Origin of the sequence: Streptomyces sp. NPDC002669 (assembly GCF_042889165.1) — a bacterium.
Classification (GTDB): Bacteria; Actinomycetota; Actinomycetes; order Streptomycetales; family Streptomycetaceae; genus Streptomyces.
Genome location: NZ_JBIAQQ010000002.1, coordinates 113,746 through 131,111, shown reverse-complemented (window position 1 = coordinate 131,111; position 17,366 = coordinate 113,746). Strand labels below are relative to the sequence as shown.

At 72.3% G+C, this 17,366-nt stretch carries 17 protein-coding genes and 2 pseudogenes; 8 read left to right on the top strand and 11 right to left on the bottom strand.

Annotation, left to right across the window (positions count from 1 at the left end):
- Positions 1-5 precede the first annotated feature (5 nt).
- The 3 genes from ACFYW1_RS03025 to ACFYW1_RS03015 form a co-directional block, all read right to left on the bottom strand.
- Positions 6-1,568: an aldehyde dehydrogenase family protein gene (locus tag ACFYW1_RS03025; RefSeq protein WP_388986085.1), complete on the bottom strand. Its 1,563-nt coding sequence runs from the start codon at positions 1,566-1,568 to the stop codon at positions 6-8.
- The gene (locus ACFYW1_RS03020) at positions 1,565-2,671 is read right to left on the bottom strand and encodes an NAD(P)-dependent oxidoreductase (RefSeq protein ID WP_388986082.1); all 1,107 of its coding nucleotides are present in this window, start codon (positions 2,669-2,671) and stop codon (positions 1,565-1,567) included. The genes ACFYW1_RS03025 and ACFYW1_RS03020 overlap by 4 nt, the downstream gene beginning before the upstream one ends.
- Before the next feature lie 183 nt (positions 2,672-2,854).
- Positions 2,855-3,730 carry a MurR/RpiR family transcriptional regulator gene (locus tag ACFYW1_RS03015; protein ID WP_388986079.1) on the bottom strand — a complete coding sequence of 292 codons (876 nt, stop codon included), beginning with the start codon at positions 3,728-3,730 and terminating at the stop codon, positions 2,855-2,857.
- Positions 3,731-3,987: 257 nt separating this feature from the next.
- Between ACFYW1_RS03015 and ACFYW1_RS03010 the strand changes: the two genes are divergently transcribed.
- Entirely contained in the window at positions 3,988-5,238 is a 1,251-nt protein-coding gene (locus tag ACFYW1_RS03010) for a PQQ-binding-like beta-propeller repeat protein (protein WP_388986076.1), read from the top strand.
- A 48-nt stretch (positions 5,239-5,286) separates the two neighbouring features.
- Here the strand turns inward: ACFYW1_RS03010 and ACFYW1_RS03005 are convergent, their stop codons facing one another.
- Complete coding sequence (locus ACFYW1_RS03005; RefSeq protein ID WP_388986073.1) at positions 5,287-6,453, bottom strand: cytochrome P450; 1,167 nt, start codon at positions 6,451-6,453, stop codon at positions 5,287-5,289.
- Between the two features lie 233 nt (positions 6,454-6,686).
- On the opposite strand from ACFYW1_RS03005, the gene ACFYW1_RS03000 reads away from it, so the two are divergent.
- A complete protein-coding gene (locus ACFYW1_RS03000) occupies positions 6,687-7,421 on the top strand; it encodes an NAD(P)H-binding protein (protein ID WP_388986070.1) in 735 nt (244 codons plus the stop codon).
- Between the two features lie 86 nt (positions 7,422-7,507).
- On the opposite strand, the gene ACFYW1_RS02995 is transcribed toward ACFYW1_RS03000, so the two are convergent.
- From ACFYW1_RS02995 to ACFYW1_RS02985, 3 genes are all read right to left on the bottom strand, one after another.
- A complete protein-coding gene (locus ACFYW1_RS02995; protein WP_388986067.1) occupies positions 7,508-8,077 on the bottom strand; it encodes a rhodanese-like domain-containing protein in 570 nt (189 codons plus the stop codon).
- A gap of 94 nt (positions 8,078-8,171) precedes the next feature.
- Entirely contained in the window at positions 8,172-9,560 is a 1,389-nt protein-coding gene (locus ACFYW1_RS02990) for a rhodanese-like domain-containing protein (protein ID WP_388986064.1), read from the bottom strand.
- Between the two features lie 106 nt (positions 9,561-9,666).
- The gene (locus ACFYW1_RS02985; RefSeq protein WP_388986061.1) at positions 9,667-9,981 is read right to left on the bottom strand and encodes a rhodanese-like domain-containing protein; all 315 of its coding nucleotides are present in this window, start codon (positions 9,979-9,981) and stop codon (positions 9,667-9,669) included.
- Positions 9,982-10,364: 383 nt separating this feature from the next.
- Between ACFYW1_RS02985 and ACFYW1_RS02980 the strand changes: the two are divergent.
- A pseudogene (locus ACFYW1_RS02980) lies at positions 10,365-11,606 on the top strand (MFS transporter); the annotation flags it as partial.
- A 48-nt stretch (positions 11,607-11,654) separates the two neighbouring features.
- Here the strand turns inward: ACFYW1_RS02980 and ACFYW1_RS02975 are convergent.
- Positions 11,655-11,990, bottom strand: a complete 336-nt coding sequence (locus tag ACFYW1_RS02975) for a YnfA family protein (RefSeq protein WP_388986991.1) — start codon at positions 11,988-11,990, stop codon at positions 11,655-11,657.
- 77 nt (positions 11,991-12,067) lie between these two features.
- On the bottom strand, positions 12,068-12,322 hold the full coding sequence (locus tag ACFYW1_RS02970; protein ID WP_388986058.1) for a MerR family DNA-binding transcriptional regulator: 255 nt from the start codon (positions 12,320-12,322) through the stop codon (positions 12,068-12,070).
- Between the two features lie 45 nt (positions 12,323-12,367).
- Between ACFYW1_RS02970 and ACFYW1_RS02965 the strand changes: the two genes are divergently transcribed.
- The 3 genes from ACFYW1_RS02965 (at position 12,368) to ACFYW1_RS02955 (ending at position 14,321) form a co-directional block, all read left to right on the top strand.
- Positions 12,368-12,529 (top strand): hypothetical protein, encoded by a 162-nt coding sequence (locus ACFYW1_RS02965; protein ID WP_388986055.1) that lies wholly within the window; start codon positions 12,368-12,370, stop codon positions 12,527-12,529.
- A 154-nt stretch (positions 12,530-12,683) separates the two neighbouring features.
- Complete coding sequence (locus tag ACFYW1_RS02960) at positions 12,684-13,820, top strand: MFS transporter (protein WP_388986988.1); 1,137 nt, start codon at positions 12,684-12,686, stop codon at positions 13,818-13,820.
- A gap of 66 nt (positions 13,821-13,886) precedes the next feature.
- Complete coding sequence (locus ACFYW1_RS02955) at positions 13,887-14,321, top strand: GNAT family N-acetyltransferase (protein ID WP_388986053.1); 435 nt, start codon at positions 13,887-13,889, stop codon at positions 14,319-14,321.
- A 212-nt stretch (positions 14,322-14,533) separates the two neighbouring features.
- Here ACFYW1_RS02955 and ACFYW1_RS02950 read toward each other — a convergent pair whose 3' ends face one another.
- A complete protein-coding gene (locus ACFYW1_RS02950; protein WP_388986051.1) occupies positions 14,534-15,073 on the bottom strand; it encodes a hypothetical protein in 540 nt (179 codons plus the stop codon).
- A 547-nt stretch (positions 15,074-15,620) separates the two neighbouring features.
- Here ACFYW1_RS02950 and ACFYW1_RS02945 point away from each other — a divergent pair.
- Both ACFYW1_RS02945 and ACFYW1_RS02940 read left to right on the top strand, forming a co-directional pair.
- The gene (locus ACFYW1_RS02945; protein ID WP_388986049.1) at positions 15,621-16,262 is read left to right on the top strand and encodes a nucleotidyltransferase domain-containing protein; all 642 of its coding nucleotides are present in this window, start codon (positions 15,621-15,623) and stop codon (positions 16,260-16,262) included.
- 46 nt (positions 16,263-16,308) lie between these two features.
- A pseudogene (locus ACFYW1_RS02940) lies at positions 16,309-16,528 on the top strand (DUF4158 domain-containing protein); the annotation flags it as partial.
- A gap of 7 nt (positions 16,529-16,535) precedes the next feature.
- Here ACFYW1_RS02940 and ACFYW1_RS02935 read toward each other — a convergent pair.
- Positions 16,536-17,261: a dienelactone hydrolase family protein gene (locus ACFYW1_RS02935; RefSeq protein ID WP_388986047.1), complete on the bottom strand. Its 726-nt coding sequence runs from the start codon at positions 17,259-17,261 to the stop codon at positions 16,536-16,538.
- Between the last annotated feature and the right edge of the window lie 105 nt (positions 17,262-17,366).

Genomic DNA, 17,366 nt, shown 5'->3' with positions numbered 1-17,366 from the left:
GTCTCCTAGTAGCTCAGTGAGGGGAAGGGGGCGCCGGCGGCCCGGGTGGGCGTCCAGACGGCCTTGGTCTGCGTGTACTCGTCCAGCACTCCGGGGCCGGAGGAGCGGCCGTGTCCGGAGTCCCCGAAGCCGCCGAAGGGCACCGCGACGTGGATGGTCTTGTAGGCGTTGATCCAGAAGGTGCCGGACCTCACGGCACGTGCCACGTGGTGGGCGCGGGCGACGTCCTGGGTCCAGACCGCCCCGGCCAGGCCGAAGTCCGTGGCGTTGGCGCGGGCGATGGCCTCCGCCTCGGTGTCGAAGGCGTCGGCGCCGACCACCGGTCCGAAGACCTCGGTGGTCTCCAGCGGGTTGGCGGGTGTGACCCCGTCCAGCAGGGTGGGCACCACCCAGTGTCCGCCCGCCAGTGCCGAGCCGGTGAGGCGGTCGGGCAGCCGGGTGCCGGTCACCCGGCGGGCGCCGCCCGCGAGTCCGGCCTCGATCAGCGAGGTGACCGTGCCGAACTGGGGCCGGGTGATGATGGGGCCGACCTCGGTGGTGGGGTCGAGGGGGTCGCCCAGCCGCAGCCGGGACGCCCGCTCGGCCACGCGCGCGATGAACTCCGCGTGCACGGAACGCTCCACGAGCAGCCTGGAGCCGGCCACGCACGACTGGCCCGCTCCGGAGAAGACGGCCGACACGGCGCCGTCGGCCGCCCGGTCCAGGTCGGCGTCGGCGAAGACGATGTTGGCGCTCTTGCCGCCGAGTTCGAGGACGGCCGGGATGCCGGCGCCCGCCGCGGCGACCGCCACCCGGCGGCCGGTGGCGACCGAGCCGATGAAGGACACCTTGCCGACCCGGGAGTCGGCGGTGAGGGCGGCGCCGACGGTGGCGCCGAGGCCGGTGGCGACGTTGAACACCCCGTCCGGCAGCCCCGCCCGGTGGGCCAGCCGGGCCAGCCGCAGGGTGGAGGCCGGGGTGAACTCGCTGGGCTTGACGACGACGGCGTTGCCGGCCGCGAGCGGTGCGGCCGAGTTCCAGCCGGCCGTGAACAGGGGCGCGTTCCACGGGGTGACGGCCACCACGACGCCCCAGGGGACCCGCTCGGTGTAGGTGTGCCAGTTGCCCGGGACGGGGATGGTGTGGCCCAGCAACTTGTCCGCCCACCCCGCGTAGTAGCCGAACATCTCGGCGACCTTGGCGGCCTCGGCGCGGGTGTCGCGTACGGGCTTTCCGGTGGTGGCGGATTCCAGGAGGGCGAGTTCCTCGGTGTGCGCGCCGATCGTCCGGGAGACCTCGCGCAGGATCGCGGCCCGTTCGAACGGGTCGGTCGCGGCCCAGACCTCGGCCCCGCGGACGGCGGAGGCCAGCACGGCATCCGCCCCCTCGGCCCCGGCGTCGGCGTAGTCGGCGAAGCCCTCCCCGGTCGCGGCGGCGGTGAGGCGCACCTTCTCGCCGCCGCCGGTGACGACCCGGCCGTCGACGAACGAGCCGAGGCCCTGCGGGAAGGCGGCGTCGAGAACGGCACGGGCGGTGGCGGCGCCGGACGTGCCCGGGCCCGTCGGGAGGGCAGTGGTGGTGGTGCTCATGCTGCGGTGGCTCCTTCGGAGGTGAGGGAGGGGGCTACGGTGCGGGCGATCTCGGTGAAGTCGGCGTCGGGGCCGAGCGTGGCCAGGGCCTCCTGCCAGACCTGGCTGGCGGCGGCCAGCAGGGGCGGGGTCGCACCGCGCCGGCCGGCGGTCTCGACGGCGAGTGCGGCGTCCCGGGCCATGAGTCCCAGGGCGAAGCCGGAGTCGTAGCTGCCGGTGAGCACCCAGTCCGGGTACATGGCCGCGGACGCCTTGCTGGCGCCGGACGCGCCGCTGATGCCCGCCGCCGCGGCGGCGGGATCGACGCCGTACGCCTTCGCCACGGCGAGGGCCTCGCCGACCGCGACCAGGTTGACCGCCGCGAGGACGTTGTTGAGGAGCTTGACCACGTTCCCGGAGCCGGGGGCGCCGAGGTGGCGGTACCGGCCGCCGGTGAGCGCGTCCAGGACGGGCCGGGCCGCTTCGAGCGCGTCGGGTTCGGCACCGACGAACGCGGTGAGCCGGCCGTCGGCCGCGCCGTCGCGGCCGCCCGACACGGGGGCGTCCACGAAGGCCACGCCCCGGTCTGCCGCGAGGGCCGCGCAGGCGGCGGAGGTGCCCGGCTCCGACGTCGTGGTGTCGACGACGGCGAGTGTGCCCGGCCGTGCCAGCAGTACCGGCACGGTCGCCTCGACCACGCGGGCCGAGGGCAGCGACAGGAGCACGTGGGGCGTCCCGGCCAGCAGGTCGAGGTCCTCGACGACCTCCACGCCCTCCTCCGCGGCGGCGGACCGGGCGGCGGGCGCCGGGTCGAACCCGCGTACCCGCCACCCCGCCCGCAGCAGGGCGGAGGCCATGGCACCCCCCATCGAGCCGAGGCCGACGACGGCGATGTGCTTGCTCATCAGTTCAGTGCTCCTGTCATGAGGGGATGTGCGCGTACGGACATGGGCGGGGCCGGGGAAGAAGGGGCCCCGGCGGTCCGGGCAAGCGGTTCTCGGTGCTCCCGGCGGGTCTTGGGAAAGGGGTGGCCGGGGCGGGCCCGTCGGCGCGATCGGCGCTCGTACGTGGCGGGAAAAGGGGTGAAGGGGTGGGTCGAGCGGCGCGCGGGCACACCGGCACATGGGTGCGTGGGCGCGTGGGCACATGGGCTCGGGACGGCACCGGTCGGGCGGCGTGGGAGCGTGTGCGGCGGAGGGGGCGGCTGCGGCAGGTGGGGCGTGCCGCCCGGTGGGGCTGTGCTGTTGTGGTGTCACCGGCCGCGCGGACCGGATCGGACGTCCGCGCGGCACGACGCGGGTGACGGTTCAGTCGAGGTAGACGTCCAGGTCCTTCCAGAGTTGCTGGGTGCGGCGGATCGCGGCGCGGCTGCGCTCGGGCCGGGCCGTCTGCATGCCGGCGAGAAGCCCGTAGACCACCGAGGTGGCGGCCGTGACGGACTGGAAGAAGGAGATGCCCTCCGACGGCACGATCAGCAGGTGGTGGGCGATGGAGGTGGCGAGCCGGCCACGCCGCATGTCGGTGATGGCCACCACCGTGGCGCCTGCCGCGCGGGCCGCGTCGGCGGCGACGATGATCTGTTTCATGGACCGCCACATGTTGACGACCACGAGCACGTCCCCCGGGCCGAGACAGTTGACGGCGGTCGCCAGATGGACACCGGCCCGGTTCTCCAGTGTGACGGGGTAGCCCATGGTGGAGCCGAGGTGTGCCATGACAGTGGCCGGACCGGCGAAGGAGCCGGCCCCGACCACCAGGATCGACCGGGCCGAGGCCAGGGTGGCGATGGCCGCCTCCGCGTCGGCGGCGGAGTTGCTCTCCAGGGTCTGGCGCAGGTTCTCGATGTCGTGCGTGAGCGAGTCGTGCAGCGGGCTGCGGTGCTCGCCGTGTTCGGTCAGGGTCTCCTCGGTGGAGATGTGCACCAGGTAGCGGGCCCGCAACTCGCGTTGCAGATCCGGCCAGCCCCGGTAGCCCAGGGTCTGGGCCGCCCGCACCACCGTCGAGCTGTTCACGTCCGCCCGTTCGGCGATCTCCGCGATCTCCGCGTACGAGGACAGCTGCGGATTGCGGACGATGACGTCGACGACCCGGGCCTGGGCCTTGGACAGCGGCACGTCGGGCAGGGCGTCGCCGAGCCACTGGTTGTCGGCGTCCCCGGGGTCGTGGTTCTGCGGTGCGGACACGGGCCTTGCTCCCTGGTACGAGGTACAGCGCACTGCAAGTGCAGTTGCAGAACCGTACCTCGCAATTCCGTTTGCAGGAACCCCCGTGCCCCGGCCCGAGGGCTCTCCTCGGCCTGTCGGCGGGCGGGAGCAGGTGGCCGAAATCCTTTAGGCTCTGGGGTGTTCGCGCAATTGGACCAGGGGTGGGGATCCGTATGGCAACCGGCGAAAACGGGAGCGGCAGACGCGGCGGGAGACCGTTGACCGGGTGGCGCAGATTGATCGGTCCGGTGGTCGCGGGTGTCGTCGCGCTCACCGTGGTCGGCGGCGTCGCGACCGTCTTCCTGATCGACTCGGGCTACATGCCGTTCTTCTCCATGACCACCGTCTGGGAGGCCCCGCACGACGGCGAGTCCTCCGAGGGCGAGGACGGCGTCTGGCTCGTCGACGACACCGTCGTCCGCAGCCGCTTCGACGGCGTGTCCGGGTTCGACGTCCGGTCGGGGAAGAAGCGCTGGGAACACCTCATCGCCGGCCGGACCGAGATGTGCGCGGTCAGCACCGACGCCACCGCGGCGGTCGCCCTGATCACCTACCGCGAGGCGGGGCCGAAGAAGGACGGGGCCGAGGGCAGGGGCTGCGTCACCGTCGCGGCGATCGACCTCACCGACGGCCGCGAACTGTGGCGCACCGCGGACACCCGGGCGGGCGGAACCGCCGGGACCGTCGCCCGGGCGGGCGACGTCGTCGGCGTCGGCCACGGACTCGGTGTGTTCCATGACGGCAGCCGTCTGCGCGCCGTCGATCCGAGGACCGGTGCCACGCGATGGACGACCGCACTGCCCAAGGGATGCGCCCTGGGCGACCTCGGCCTCGCCCCGAAGCGGGTGGTCGCCGCCATGGGCTGCGAGAGCGAGGCCATGCTCGTCGCGTTCGACCCGGCCGACGGCAGGGCGCGGTGGACCGTGCCCCTGGATGCCCGGCGTGGTGTGGCCGCGGACGCGGAGCTGTCCGTCCTCTCCGCCGACCCGCCCACGGTGTGGTTCGACGAGTCGGACGGCGGCAAGCGGGCCGCTCTCACCTTCGGCCCGGACGGCCGCTTCCGGAGCCGTGTCGATGCCGTGGGCGACTACGGCTCGATCGTCAGGACGGCCACCGAGAACGGCCGGCTCTTCGCGATCGCCTCGTACGAGGGCGGACAGGGCGGCCCCTGGGAGAGGCTCGTCGCCTTCGACCTGGCCGACGGGAGCGAGTTGTGGCGGGAGAGGGTGGGCAACGGCACCAGTGACGTCGACGCGCTGGAGGTGACGGAGGGCCGGGTGACCACCGTGCAGACCAGTCGGAAGTACGGCGACACGCTGTACGTCTTCGACGCGGCCACCGGCGACGAGGAGGACGACCGGGCCTTCCGAGACCGGGTCGTGGGCTACGCCGAACACGTCGGGGGCCTGCTCACCCACCAGGACCTGGTGGTCGTGGTCCGCGGATACGAGGGCGCGCCTCCCTTCACCGTGTACGAGCGCTGGTGACGGCCCCCGGGAGGGACGTCCGGGCGACTGTCCGGCACGCGACGGCGGTCACCAGGTCACGGGCAGGTGCCGGGGGTTGCGGGTGAGAGCGCTCGCGCGCCATTCGACGGTGTCGGCCGGCACGGTCAGGCGCAATCCGGGGAACCGGGCGGCCAGGCGGTGGAGCGCGAGGCGGAGTTCGGCGCGGGCCAGGGAGACGCCCAGGCAATAGTGCTGCCCTCCGCCGAAGGCGAGGGTGGGGTGTTCCAGCGGGGCGAACAGGTCGGCGAAGGGGTCGCCGGGGAAGGCGGCGGGGTCGCGGCCCGCCGCGACCCGGTCGAGGGTGACGAGTTCTCCGGACCGTACGGTTGCCCCGCCGATCTCCTGGTCGTCGGTGGCGCGCAGGGGGTTGAAACGCTTCGCGGGGTCGTTCAGCGGGATCAGGTGGGTCAGGCGGTCGGCCACCAGGCCCGCGGCTGCTTCGTCGGAGCCCAGGCGGGCCCAGTCCTGCGGACGTTCGCCCAGAAGGTAGAGAAGGATGTTGCCCAGCATGGTCATGGTGGTGTCGTAACCGGCCACGACGAGGGTGGTGACGAAGTTGACGAGCTGGGATTCGGGGATGCCGCCCTCGCGGTCGGCGGCCCGTACGAGGGTGCTGATCAGGTCCGGGCCGGGGGTGTGCCGACGGTCCGTCATGAGCCGGGTGGCGAATTCGGTGAACTCCCGGGCGGCTTCCGCCACTTCGGGCTCGGGGACCGACGGACCGGGGAAGGCGAGTTCGGTCCAGCGCAGCAGTCGGGCGTCGTCGACGTCATGGACCCCCAGGAGCTTGTTCATGACCGCGATGGGCAGCGGCCGGGTGTAGCGGTCGACGAGGTCCGCGGGCGGACCGTGCTCGGCGAGGTCTTCGACCAGCCGGTCGGCGACCTCGGCGACCATGGGCGTGAGGCGGTCGACCGCGTGAGGGGTGAAGACCCCCTTGGCGGTGCGGCGCAGCCGCATGTGTCCGATGCCGTCCTGTTTGGTCATGGCGTCGGGGGCGTCGGTGAGCGGCGAGGTGGCCGCGGCGGGCAGGACGGCGCGGGTGAACCGGCCGTCGGCCAGTACCTGGCGGACGTGGTCGTAACGGGTGAAGTGCCAGGCCGGTGTGCCGCCGGGCAGTCTCGTGCGCCGGGGCGGTCCGGGGGCGGCGGAGGTCAGCCGGTGCAGGGGAGGGCGGTTCTCATCGGTGCTCATGGTCCTCCTGCCGTGTGACGGCCGGTGCCGCCGTGCCGGTGGTGTCCCGATTCCCGTCCGCAGCCGCCCCGGTCACGGGACGGGACGCGTCAGGGGTCTGCGGCAGTGCGGCCGGGGCCGTCCCGGTCGCTTCCGGCGGCAGCGCCTTCCGGCCCGGCTCCCGGGGCCGGATGGACCCCGCACCACCCCGAGCGACTTGAACAATAAGTATACGTGCGATTACTCTCCGTATCATGCATGTCGTTGTCGCCGGCGGGCGCGGCCGGGTCGCTCTCGCGGTGTCCGGGCTCGGCGCGGCCCGGGGCTGGCAGGTCACCGGACTCATCCGCCGCCCGGAACAGGCCGACGACGTCCGTGCCGCCGGAGCGGACCCGGCCCTCCTGGACCTGGCCGGGGCCACGACGGAGCAGTTCGCGGAACGGCTCGCGGGCGCGGACGCGGTGCTCTACGCGGCCGGCGCGGGTCTCGGCGATGCCCCCGGCCGGGCGAACCCGGTCGACCGGGACGCGGCCCTCGTCCTCGCGGACGCGGCGCGGCTCGCGGGTGTCCGGCGCTACGTCATGCTCTCGTCCATGGGGGCCTGCCGCGATGCCCGTTACCCGAAGGATCCGCTCGTCGAGACGTATCTGAGGGCCAAGGGCGAGGCGGACGAGAGTCTGCTGTCCCGGCCCTTCCTGGACTGCACCGTACTGCGGCCCTCATGGTTCCGCGACGAGCCGGGCACCGGCCTGGTCCGCCTCGCCGAGGCCACGGGCGCCGGTGAAGTGCCCCGGGCGGACGTGGCCGCCGTCCTCGTGGCCCTGCTGGCCACCCCCGCCACCGCGGGCAGAACACTGGAGCTCGTCTCCGGTCACACGCCGGTCGACGAGGCCGTCGCGGCCCTCGCCCGCCCGTCGGAACCGCGATCTCCCGGCCTGCCCGCCCCCGGCAACCGCACATCGGTTCCTCTCTCCCCCGGCGGGGAGTGAGCCGGGTCTGGCCGGACGGGTTCCGGAGTGCGGGCCCGGCCGGCGAGAAGGCCCGGGGAAGCCGGCCGGACCGGGCACCGCACGGTTCACAGCCGCACGATCACCGTGCCGATGTCGGTGCGGGGGCCGCGGTTGTACGGGAGCTTGGACAGCAGGACGCCCATGGCGCAGGAGTTGCTGATCGCCGCGTAGGTCAGGCCCGCGCCGACCGCCGTTCCGACGAGGTGGACGCCGGGCACGAGGATGCCGACGAGACCGGTGGCGAGGACGATCGAACCGGCGACCAGGCGGACCTGGCGCTCCATGTCCCAGCGCTCGGCACCCCGCTCCACGGGCGCGCTCGCCGCCTCCCAGGCGTTCATGCCGCCGTCCAGGACGCGGAGGTTCGGCAGGCCGGCCTCGGCGAGCATCCGCTCGGCCTGGCCGGCACGGCTCCCCGAGCGGCAGACGAGCACGACGTCCTCGTCGAGATGGGGGAGCAGTTCCGCGCGGTGCTCTCGCAGGACGTGGAGCGGAACGTTGCGCGCGCCGGGGATGTGGACGGTGCGGAACTCGGCCGGGGTGCGCACGTCGAGCAGCCGCGGCGCCCGGCCTTCCTCGGTGAGTTTGCGCAGTACGGCGGGGGTGATGGACTGAACGGTGCGCTCGGCGCTCATGCGTGACTCCGAAGGGGAGGTATACCCACGGGGGTATATGAGAGGGGTGCGGGGGTACGGGCCGGGGAGCCGTCGACCGACGGCTCCCGGGCGGTCAGGCGCCGGTGGATTCCGCGGCGAGGGCCCAGGCCGCGTAGCCGCCGAGGATGTCGGAGACGTCCTCGGCACCGCGGTGGCGCAGGAGGCTGGCCGCGATGGAGGAGCGGTGGCCGCCGGCGCAGTGCAGGACGAGCGGCCGGTCGGCGGGGAGCTCGTCCGCCCGCGCGGCCAGTTCGCTCAGCGGGATGTGCCGGGCCTCGGGGATGAAGCCGTTGGCCTCGCGCTCGCCGCAGGTGCGGACGTCCACGACGACGGGCGGGTTGTCACCGGCGAGGGCGGCCTTCAGCTGTGCGGCGGTGAGGCGGCTGGCGGGGGTGACCTCGTCCTCCATCGCCCGGAGGGCGTCCTCGGGGTTGCGCAGGTAGCCCGCCACCCGGTCGAAGCCGATGCGGGCGAGGCGGGTGACGACCTCCTCCTCGCGGTTCTGCGGGGCCATGACGACCAGCTCGTCGGCCGGGTCGAGGACGGTGCCGGCCTGTTCGGCGAACCGGCCGTCGGCGGGCACGTTGACCGCGCCGCGCAGGTGTCCGGCGGCGAACTCCTGCGGGTCACGGGCGTCGACGACGACCGCGCCGCCCGCCCTCAGCCCGGCGAACTCCTCCAGCGTCAGCGGCCGGGTCGCCGCCGTCGCGTCGTAGCGGACGCGGTCCTTGCGGTTGAGCTCCGCGTCGTAGGCGAAGTAACCGGGCGCGGCGGACTGGCCGGCGGTGACGAGCGCGACGAACTCCTCGCGGCTCATCGGGGCGCAGGCGTAGTTGGTGGCGCGCTGCTCGCCGATGGTCGACTGCTTCTCCGTCGAGAGGTTCTTGCCGCAGGCGGAGCCGGCGCCGTGCGCGGGGAAGACGCGGACCTCGTCGGGCAGGGCCATCAGCTTGTTCTGGACGCTGTCGTGGAGCATCCCGCCCAGTTCCTCGGCGGTCACGCCCACGGAGGCGAGCAGGTCGGGGCGGCCGACGTCGCCGATGAAGAGCGCGTCGCCGGTCAGGACGCCGTACGGGACGGTGTCGTCGGCCCGCTCGTACACGAGGACGCTGATCGACTCCGGGGTGTGCCCCGGGGTCTCCATGACCTCCAGGGTGACGTCACCGAGGGAGATCCGCTCGCCCTCGGCCAGCTTGCGGATGGGGTACTCGGTCTCGGCGCGGCGGCCGTAGCCGATCCAGGCGCCGGTCGCGTCCGCCATCTCCAGGTGACCGGCGACGAAGTCGGCGTGAAAGTGGGTGTTGATGACGCCGACCACGGTGAGGCCCCGGGCACGGGCGTCGGCCAGGTACTCGGAGACGTCACGGCGCGGGTCGACGACCACCGCCCGGCCGGTCCCCTCGTCGGCGATCATGTACGACGCCTGGGAGAGGCAGTCGAGGTAGTACTGGGTGAAGAACACGGCGAATTCCCTCCTGAGGAACGCTCACCCGCAACGGGTGCGAAAGGTTTGGTCACGGGGCGGCGGTGCGCCCGGTGGGGTGGGACCGGTCGGCCGGCTCCGGTGATCAGGCGTCCGCGCCGCTCACCAGCGGCCGTCCGGCGCGGGCCCAGCCCTTGGTGCCGCCCGCGACCGAGAGCGCGTCGACCCCGCGGGCCGCGAGCCGCTCGGCGGCCCGCAGGCTCCGGTTGCCGCTCGCGCAGATCACGTACACCGGCCTGCCCTCGGGCAGGGCGCAGGAGACGGAGTCGAACGCGGACAGCGGTGCGCTGTGGACGCCCGGCACATGACCGGCCAGGTACTCATCGGGCTCGCGGACGTCGATGACGAACGCTCCGGCGGCCAGTTCCGCCGCGAAGACCTCCAGGTCCACTTCACACATCGAGGCTTCCCTCACTCTCTCGGGTACCCCCCGGGGTATTGATGTACTCGACCGTAGGACGGTCGGCGCGAGAAGTCAAATACCCCCATGGGTATCTCTGCACCACGGAGCGCGAACCGCCTCACCCTCTGGGGAAAATACGGGTGGGGGTATATTGGCCTGCACATACGCATTCCTGCTTCACGGAACTGCGCCGCTTGTCGCCATCGGCCGCACGCCCGGTCGCCGTCGCTCGCGCGCTGTACGTCCGGCCGTCTCTCCGCGCGCGGCGTACGCCGGACGGTCTTTCCACGCACGGCATACCCCCGGCCGCCCCCTTGCGCGCGGCGCACCCGCCCGGCGCCGTTCCCCCGCCAGCCCCCGGACCCTGAGGACACCTGCCCGTGAACACCATCGCCGCGCCCGCCCCGCCGTCCGGCGGCTCCGTGCGCCCCGTACGGCTGGGGCTGCGCGAGAACTGGCCGCAGTTCACCCTGCTGGTCATCGTGAACACGGCCGTGGGCGGTCTGGTGGGCCTGGAGCGCACCACCGTGCCGCTGATCGGCTCCGAGACCTTCGGCCTGACCAGCGACCTGGCCGTCTTCTCCTTCATCATCGCCTTCGGCCTCACCAAGGCCCTGACCAACCTGGCCGCCGGAGCCCTCACCGCCCGCTTCCGCCGCAAGCAGCTGCTCGTGGCGGGCTGGCTGATCGGCGTGCCCGTCCCCTTCGCCCTCGCGTACGCGCCCTCCTGGGGGTGGATCGTCGCGGCCAACGTCCTGCTCGGCCTGAACCAGGGCCTGACGTGGTCGATGACCGTCAACATGAAGATCGACCTCGTCGGCCCCGCCCGCCGGGGGCTGGCCACCGGTCTGAACGAGGCCGCCGGATACACCGCGGTCGGCGGCACCGCCCTGCTCACCGGCTACCTCGCCGCCGGCTACGGCCTGCGCCCCGTCCCCGAGCTCATCGGCGCCGTCTTCGTCGTCGCCGGTCTCGCCCTGGCCCTCGTCGTCCGCGACACCGCCGCCCATGTCGCCCTCGAACTGGCCCACCACACCAAACCCCTGCCCACCGGCGAGGACACCGGCCCGAGAGCCACGTTCACCCGCACCTCCTGGCGCGACCGCTCCCTGCGCGGTGCCAGCCAGGCCGGGCTGATCAACAACCTCAACGACGGCCTCACCTGGGGCGTCTTCCCCCTGCTCTTCACCGACCACGGGCTCGGACTGGCCGCCGTCGGCCTGATCAAGGGGCTGTACCCCCTCCTGTGGGGTCTCGGGCAGATCCCCGCCGGCCACCTCGCCGACCGCGTCGGCCGCAAACCCCTCATCGTCCACGGCATGCTCGTCCAGGCCGGAGGTCTCGTCCTCGCCCTCGTCCTCCTCGACCGGCCGCTCCTGGCCGGAATCCTGTCCGCCGTCGCCCTCGGCCTCGGCACCGCCATGGTCTACCCGGCCCTCATCGCATCGGTCTCCGACCACGCCCATCCCGCCTGGCGGGCCAACGCCCTCGGCACCTACCGCTTCTGGCGCGACATCGGCTACGCCGCCGGGGCCCTCGTGGCCGGTGTCCTCGCCGATCTGCTCGGCCTCGGCACCACCGTCATCGCCGCGGCCGTCCTCACCGCCGCCTCCGGCCTCCTGGCTGCCCGGTGGATCACCGAGCAGCGGCCCGGCCGACAGGCCGACCGGTCAGTGGCCGCGCGGGGCGTACATGATCACGGCCATCCCGGCGAGGCACACCAGGGCACCGATGACGTCGAAACGGTCGGGGCGGTAACCGTCGGCGACCATGCCCCAGACGATCGACCCCGCGACGAAGATCCCGCCGTACGCGGCCAGGATGCGCCCGAAGTTGTCGTCGGACTGGAAGGTGGCCACCACTCCGTACAGCCCGAGCGCGATGACACCGGCGCCGATCCAGATCCAGCCCCTGTGCTCGCGGATGCCCTGCCACACCAGCCAGGCGCCTCCGATCTCGAACAGGGCGGCGACGACGAAAAGGGCGACGGAACGGGCGACGAGCACGGTGCGAAACCTTCTGACGGGTGAGAAACGAGAACGGGAGACGGGCCAGGACCGGGACAGGGCGGGGCGGGGCCGGCTCAGGCGGCCGGGCCGAAGAGCTGGGCGAGCAGCGCGGTTCCCTCGGCCGGGGCCCGCACCCGGAGGTGCAGGACCGGACCGTCGAGGTGGAGCCGGAAGTCGAGGAACGGACAGCACCGCTGCTCGTCGGCGGCCGGCGCCGCGACGTCCCCGGCCCGGTCGGCGGGCAACAGCCCGGCGCTTTCGTAGAACCGCAGCGTGGCGGCCGGAACGCCGGAGCGTTCGGCAAGCCGGGAGATCCGCAAGGTGCTCACCGCACCGACGGTAGACCCTCGCCCCGGCTCGAAGGCCAAGGGGCGGTGCGCACCCGCTACGAACCCGCCGACGCACACCCCGGCCGCGCGTCGGGCCACCTGCGCATCGCCGTACTCGTCATGCTCGCCGCACCCACCGTGCTCGCCGTCGGGACCGACCGCAGTTGGCCGGACACCGACTCGATTCGTTCGAACACTCTCGCATGACAGACAAATTCGGTTGCGGCGGAACGTACGGGCCCAGTGGGGTGCTCGGATGGACGGTGACGCGGAACAGACCCGACGGGCCGGGGCAGGGCGGGAACGCGGGGGCGCGCCACGACCGGCTCCCTGGCACAGGTTCGCGGTGCTCGCGGCGCTGATGCTCGCCGCGTTCACCTTCAACACCGCGGAGAACCTGCCGGTCGGCCTTCTGGAGCTCATCGCCGAAAGCCTGCGGGTGTCCGCGTCGGCGGTCGGTCTCCTGGTCACCGGGTACGGCGTGACGGTGGCCGTCGCGTCCCTGCCGCTCGCCCATGCCATGCGGGCCGTGCCCCGGCGTCATGTGCTCACGGGGGTGCTGGCCGCACTGGTGGTGTCCAGTCTCGTCGCGGCGCTGGCCACCTCCTACTGGCTGCTCCTCGCGGCACGGTTGCTGACCGCGCTCGCCCAGGCGTTGTTCTGGGCCGTGATGGGGCCGGTCGCGGTGGGGCTGTTCCTGCCCTCGGTCCGCGGGCGTGTGGTCGGGGCGCTGTCGGTCGCCGGTTCGCTCGCCCTCGTGCTCGGTGTTCCCGTCGGTACCTGGCTGGGCCGGCAAAGCCGCTGGGAGGTGCCCGTCGGCATACCGGCGGCCCTGGGACTCGTCTCGCTCGTGACGGTCGCCGCCCTGCTGCCGACCTCGCGCCCGGAGGAGGAGTCCGCCGCCTACGCGGCACATCCCGACGCCCGCCGGTTCGGGATCGTGCTGGCGGCGGGAACCCTGTCCGCCGCCGGGGCGTTCGCGGGGTTCACCTACATCGTGAAGTTCCTGGGCGACGTGAGCGGGTTCTCCCCGAGCGCGATCAGCGCCCTGCTCATGGTCTTCGGCATCGCGTGTCTGGCGGGGGTGGGCGTCACCGGGGCGGTGCTGGACCGCTTCCCGCAGGCCGCGCTGACCACCGCCGTGGCCGTGCAGATGGTGGGCATGCTCGGCCTGTACGCCGCCGGCTCCCGTCCGGTGGCGGCGGTGGTGTTCCTGGCCCTGATGGGCGGTGCGCTCGGGCCGGTGTTCATGGCCACCCAGAACGAGATGCTGCGTTGCGCACCGGGCCGCACCGACCTCGCGCTCGCGGCGAACTCCGGCGCCTACAACGCCGGCATCGCGACGGGCGCCGCGCTCGGGGGTCTGGTCCTGCCGCTCGCCGACGTACGCGGCACCTTCCTCGCCGGCGGGCTGCTGGCGGCCGGGGCCTGCGCGGTACTGCTGCTCGGCGGCCGGCTCCTGCCAGGGCATGACCGCCGCAGCGGGGCTTCGGCCTGAGGAGCCATCTCATCGGACGCAGCCGCTACTTGGAAAAACCAAGCATCATGGATACTCTGCCGCTCCATGGTCACCAGCGGCGGAAACAACGAGTACGAGCTCTCGACGGACCCGGATCGCCTCGACGTGGAACTGGTGCACCGCTGGCTCTCGACGGACGCGTTCTGGGCCCTGGGGCGCACCCGGAAGACTGTCGAGGAGTCGATGCGCGGCTCGCTGAACTTCGCCATCTACGATGCCGACGGCGACCAGGCCGCCTATGCCCGCGTGGTCACCGACCGTGCCACCTTCGCCTGGCTCTGCGACGTGTACGTCGCCCCCGCCCACCGCGGCAAGGGGCTCGGGACGTGGCTTGCGACCGCGGTTCGCGACCACCTTGCTCCCCATCGGCTCAAGCGCGTCCTCCTGTCGACTCCCGACGCGCACGAGGTCTACGCGAAGGCCGGATTCACCCCGGTGCCGAACCCGGAGAGCTTCATGATTCTGAGCGGGGAGGAATGAGGGGAGCGGACAGTCCGCGGCAGCCGATGAGGTGCGGACGATGCCGGTGAAGGCGGGTAGGCGACCGGCCTTGCGTTCGGAGCGGCGGTGGAGTCGGCGGCAGCCGGCGAGCCGGGCCCGGATGTCGCGTTCGAGGCCATGGGTGGAGAGACCGCGGGAGGAGACGGGCCGGATGCCGGCCGAGCTCGCCGCAACCGGTGCGGTATCGGCTCTCACTGCCGGTCAACAGCGCCGGGGCCGTGCTCCTTGAGGAATACGCCGGCGTGGGCTGCGGCTTCCTCGGCGGTCGCACAAGCCGTCCCGTCGTCGGCCGCACCGGATGCCCCGTCGGCGCCCCTGCCTGTCCAGCTCCAGCCACCGGATGGCCTTTGGACCAGTTCAGCAGTTCCGCCGAAGAGTTCAAGGGTGCTCGTCCGGGCTGCCGCGGGCGCCGGGCGGCTGACGGCGTCGGGCCACTTCTTGCGGGCGCCCTGCCGCGTGATACCCCACACGGCCCCCAACTGCTCGTAACTCGCCCCGTAGGAACCGGCGGTCGCTGCCGCGTTCGCGGTCAGTCGCTTGACCTCCGCGTCCACCACCTTCCATGCGGCAAGAACGGACAGCGCCACTTCGACGGGCTCCGCGTCCCACATGCGATCCACGGACAGCCCGGTCGTTCGGGCGCGAATGGCCGAGGCCAGCGGGTTCAAGGCGTCATACAGAGCCTTGTCGAGTTCTACCTGTTCTTCTCGGGTGATCCCGGACTCCATCATGCGACAACCATAGTTCACGTCACTCGAAATGGTAACTAAAGTTGTCACCATCTACTGGGCGGAGCCGCCCCGGTTCGCGTCGGTCGCGGGTCGACGGGGCGCCGGACGGTCAGGAGACCACCCGGTCAAGTCGCTGTGCTCGAACTTGTGCTCCTCAAGTCCGGTACGACAACGCCTCCTCAGGTCATCGGGTCCTGGTCCGGCCGTACCCGGTGGGCTTGCCCCCCCACGAGCCCAATGGACGGGACCGACCGGCGTTCCGCCTCCTGGCGCGATGCAACGGCCGGTGGCCCGGCCGACGGTCCGCGCTTTCCTGCCGATCACGCGGCGGGAAGCACCGGGCCTCGTTGCCGCCCCAGTCGTTCCGGTCGATGTCGGCTTCCGGCCCCGGTACTGGTGGGAGCTCAATATCCAACTGCCGCGAGTTCACCGAGGAGTTCAACCGGCTGGTGACTTTGTGCGATCGCCGACGGTGCACGGCTCAAGGCCCGTCGGCCTCCTTCATCGACCATGGCCAGGACTTCGAGCCCGCTGATAAATTCCTGCGATGAGCGAGCAACTGCCCTGCGGCGGCATCGAGCTGTCATCCGAGGAGATCGAAGCCCTCCCTGCCAGGTGGTCGTCCTGCTGGACCCCGAGCGAGGTCGCGCAGCGGCTGGCCGGGATCGGCACGCCCTGGTACGTGGCCGCGGGCTGGGCACTGGACTTGTTCCGCGGCAGGCAGACGCGTGCTCATGGAGACATCGAGATCGCGATTCCGGCCGCGAGCTTTCCCGAGGTCCGCCACCGCTTCCCCGGATACGTCTTCGACGCGGCAGGCAGCGGCCGGATCTGGGAGGACGCCACACCAAAGGTGCTGGCTGCCGTGCATCAGACATGGCTCCGCGATCCGGCCACCGGAAACTACCTGCTCGACGTGTTCCGCGAACCGCACGACGGCGACACCTGGATCTGCCGGCGCGATGAGAGGATCCGGCTCCCCTACCGCGACATCGTCCATCACACCAGGGAAGGCATTCCGTATCTGGCACCCGAACTGGTCCTGCTGTTCAAGGCCAAGCACGCCCGTCGAAAGGATCGGACGGACTTCGAGGCGACCGTCACGCACATGACCTCGGCTCAGCGCGAGACCCTGGCCGAGTTGCTCGCCCGCGTACACCCGGGCCACCCCTGGATCGCGGACCTGTAGCCGACGGCCGGAACATCGGTACAGCGGTTGACGCCAAGCCGGTAAGGAGCCGACCCGGCCGGAGCTGAAGCGGTTCTTCTTCCTGGACGACGAGGACCGCGAGCTGATCGCGAAGCGGCGCGGGGACCACGTCGACCCGGGTTCGCGCTCCAGATGTGCACGGTGCGCCGCATCGGCCGGTTCCCCCGGACGACCCGCTGGACGTTCCGTGGGCCGCGCAGCTCGGGATCGAGGACGTCTCGTGCGTGAAGCGGTACACCGAACGCAACCTGATCAATCCGTGATGGGCAGGCACTCGGCGAGCAGGGCGACGATGTCACGCCAGGCCCGCTGGGCGTGCCGTGGGTGGTAGCCGACGCCGGGAGGCACGGTGTGGTCGACCGATGGGTGGTGGAAGGCGTGAAGGGCTCCTCCGTAGACCACGAGGCGCCAGTCGACGCCCGCGGCCTGCATCTCTTCGGTGAACGCGGCCCGTTGCGCGGGCGGCATGATCGGGTCTTCCGACCCGACCCCGGCCCATACCGGGCAGCGAATGCGTGCCGCCTCGCCCGGTCGGCCCGTGGTCAGTGCGTTGACTGTTCCGATCGCACGCAGGTCGACGCCATCGCGGCCGAGTTCCAGTGCGACCGCACCCCCGGTGCCGTAGCCGATGGCGGCTGTCCGGTCGGGGTCGGCCCGTGGTTCGGCACGCAGCACGTCGAGCGCGGCGTGACCGATTCCTCGCATCCGGTCGGGGTCGGCGAGCAGCGGCATGCAACGGGCCAGCATTTCCTCCGGGTCCTCAAAATAGCGTCCGCCGTGGAGGTCGAAGGCGAACGCCACGTACCCCAGCTCGGCCAGAGCATCGGCCCGGCGGCGCTCGACGTCGCTGAGCCCCACTCCCTCGGGTCCGATCAGAACCGCGGGCCGGCTCTCGGCACCGGCCGGGAGCGCGAGGTGTCCGATCATCGTCAGGTTGTCGGCCGGGTATTCGACCGTACGCGTTGTGATCGTCGTCATGCGGCTGAACGGTAATGACCGTTGTGCCCGCTCGGGGTGGTGTTCACCGGTGGCAGACAACAGTCTGTCCCGACTGCGTCACGGACGCAGTCGACCGCTTGCGCT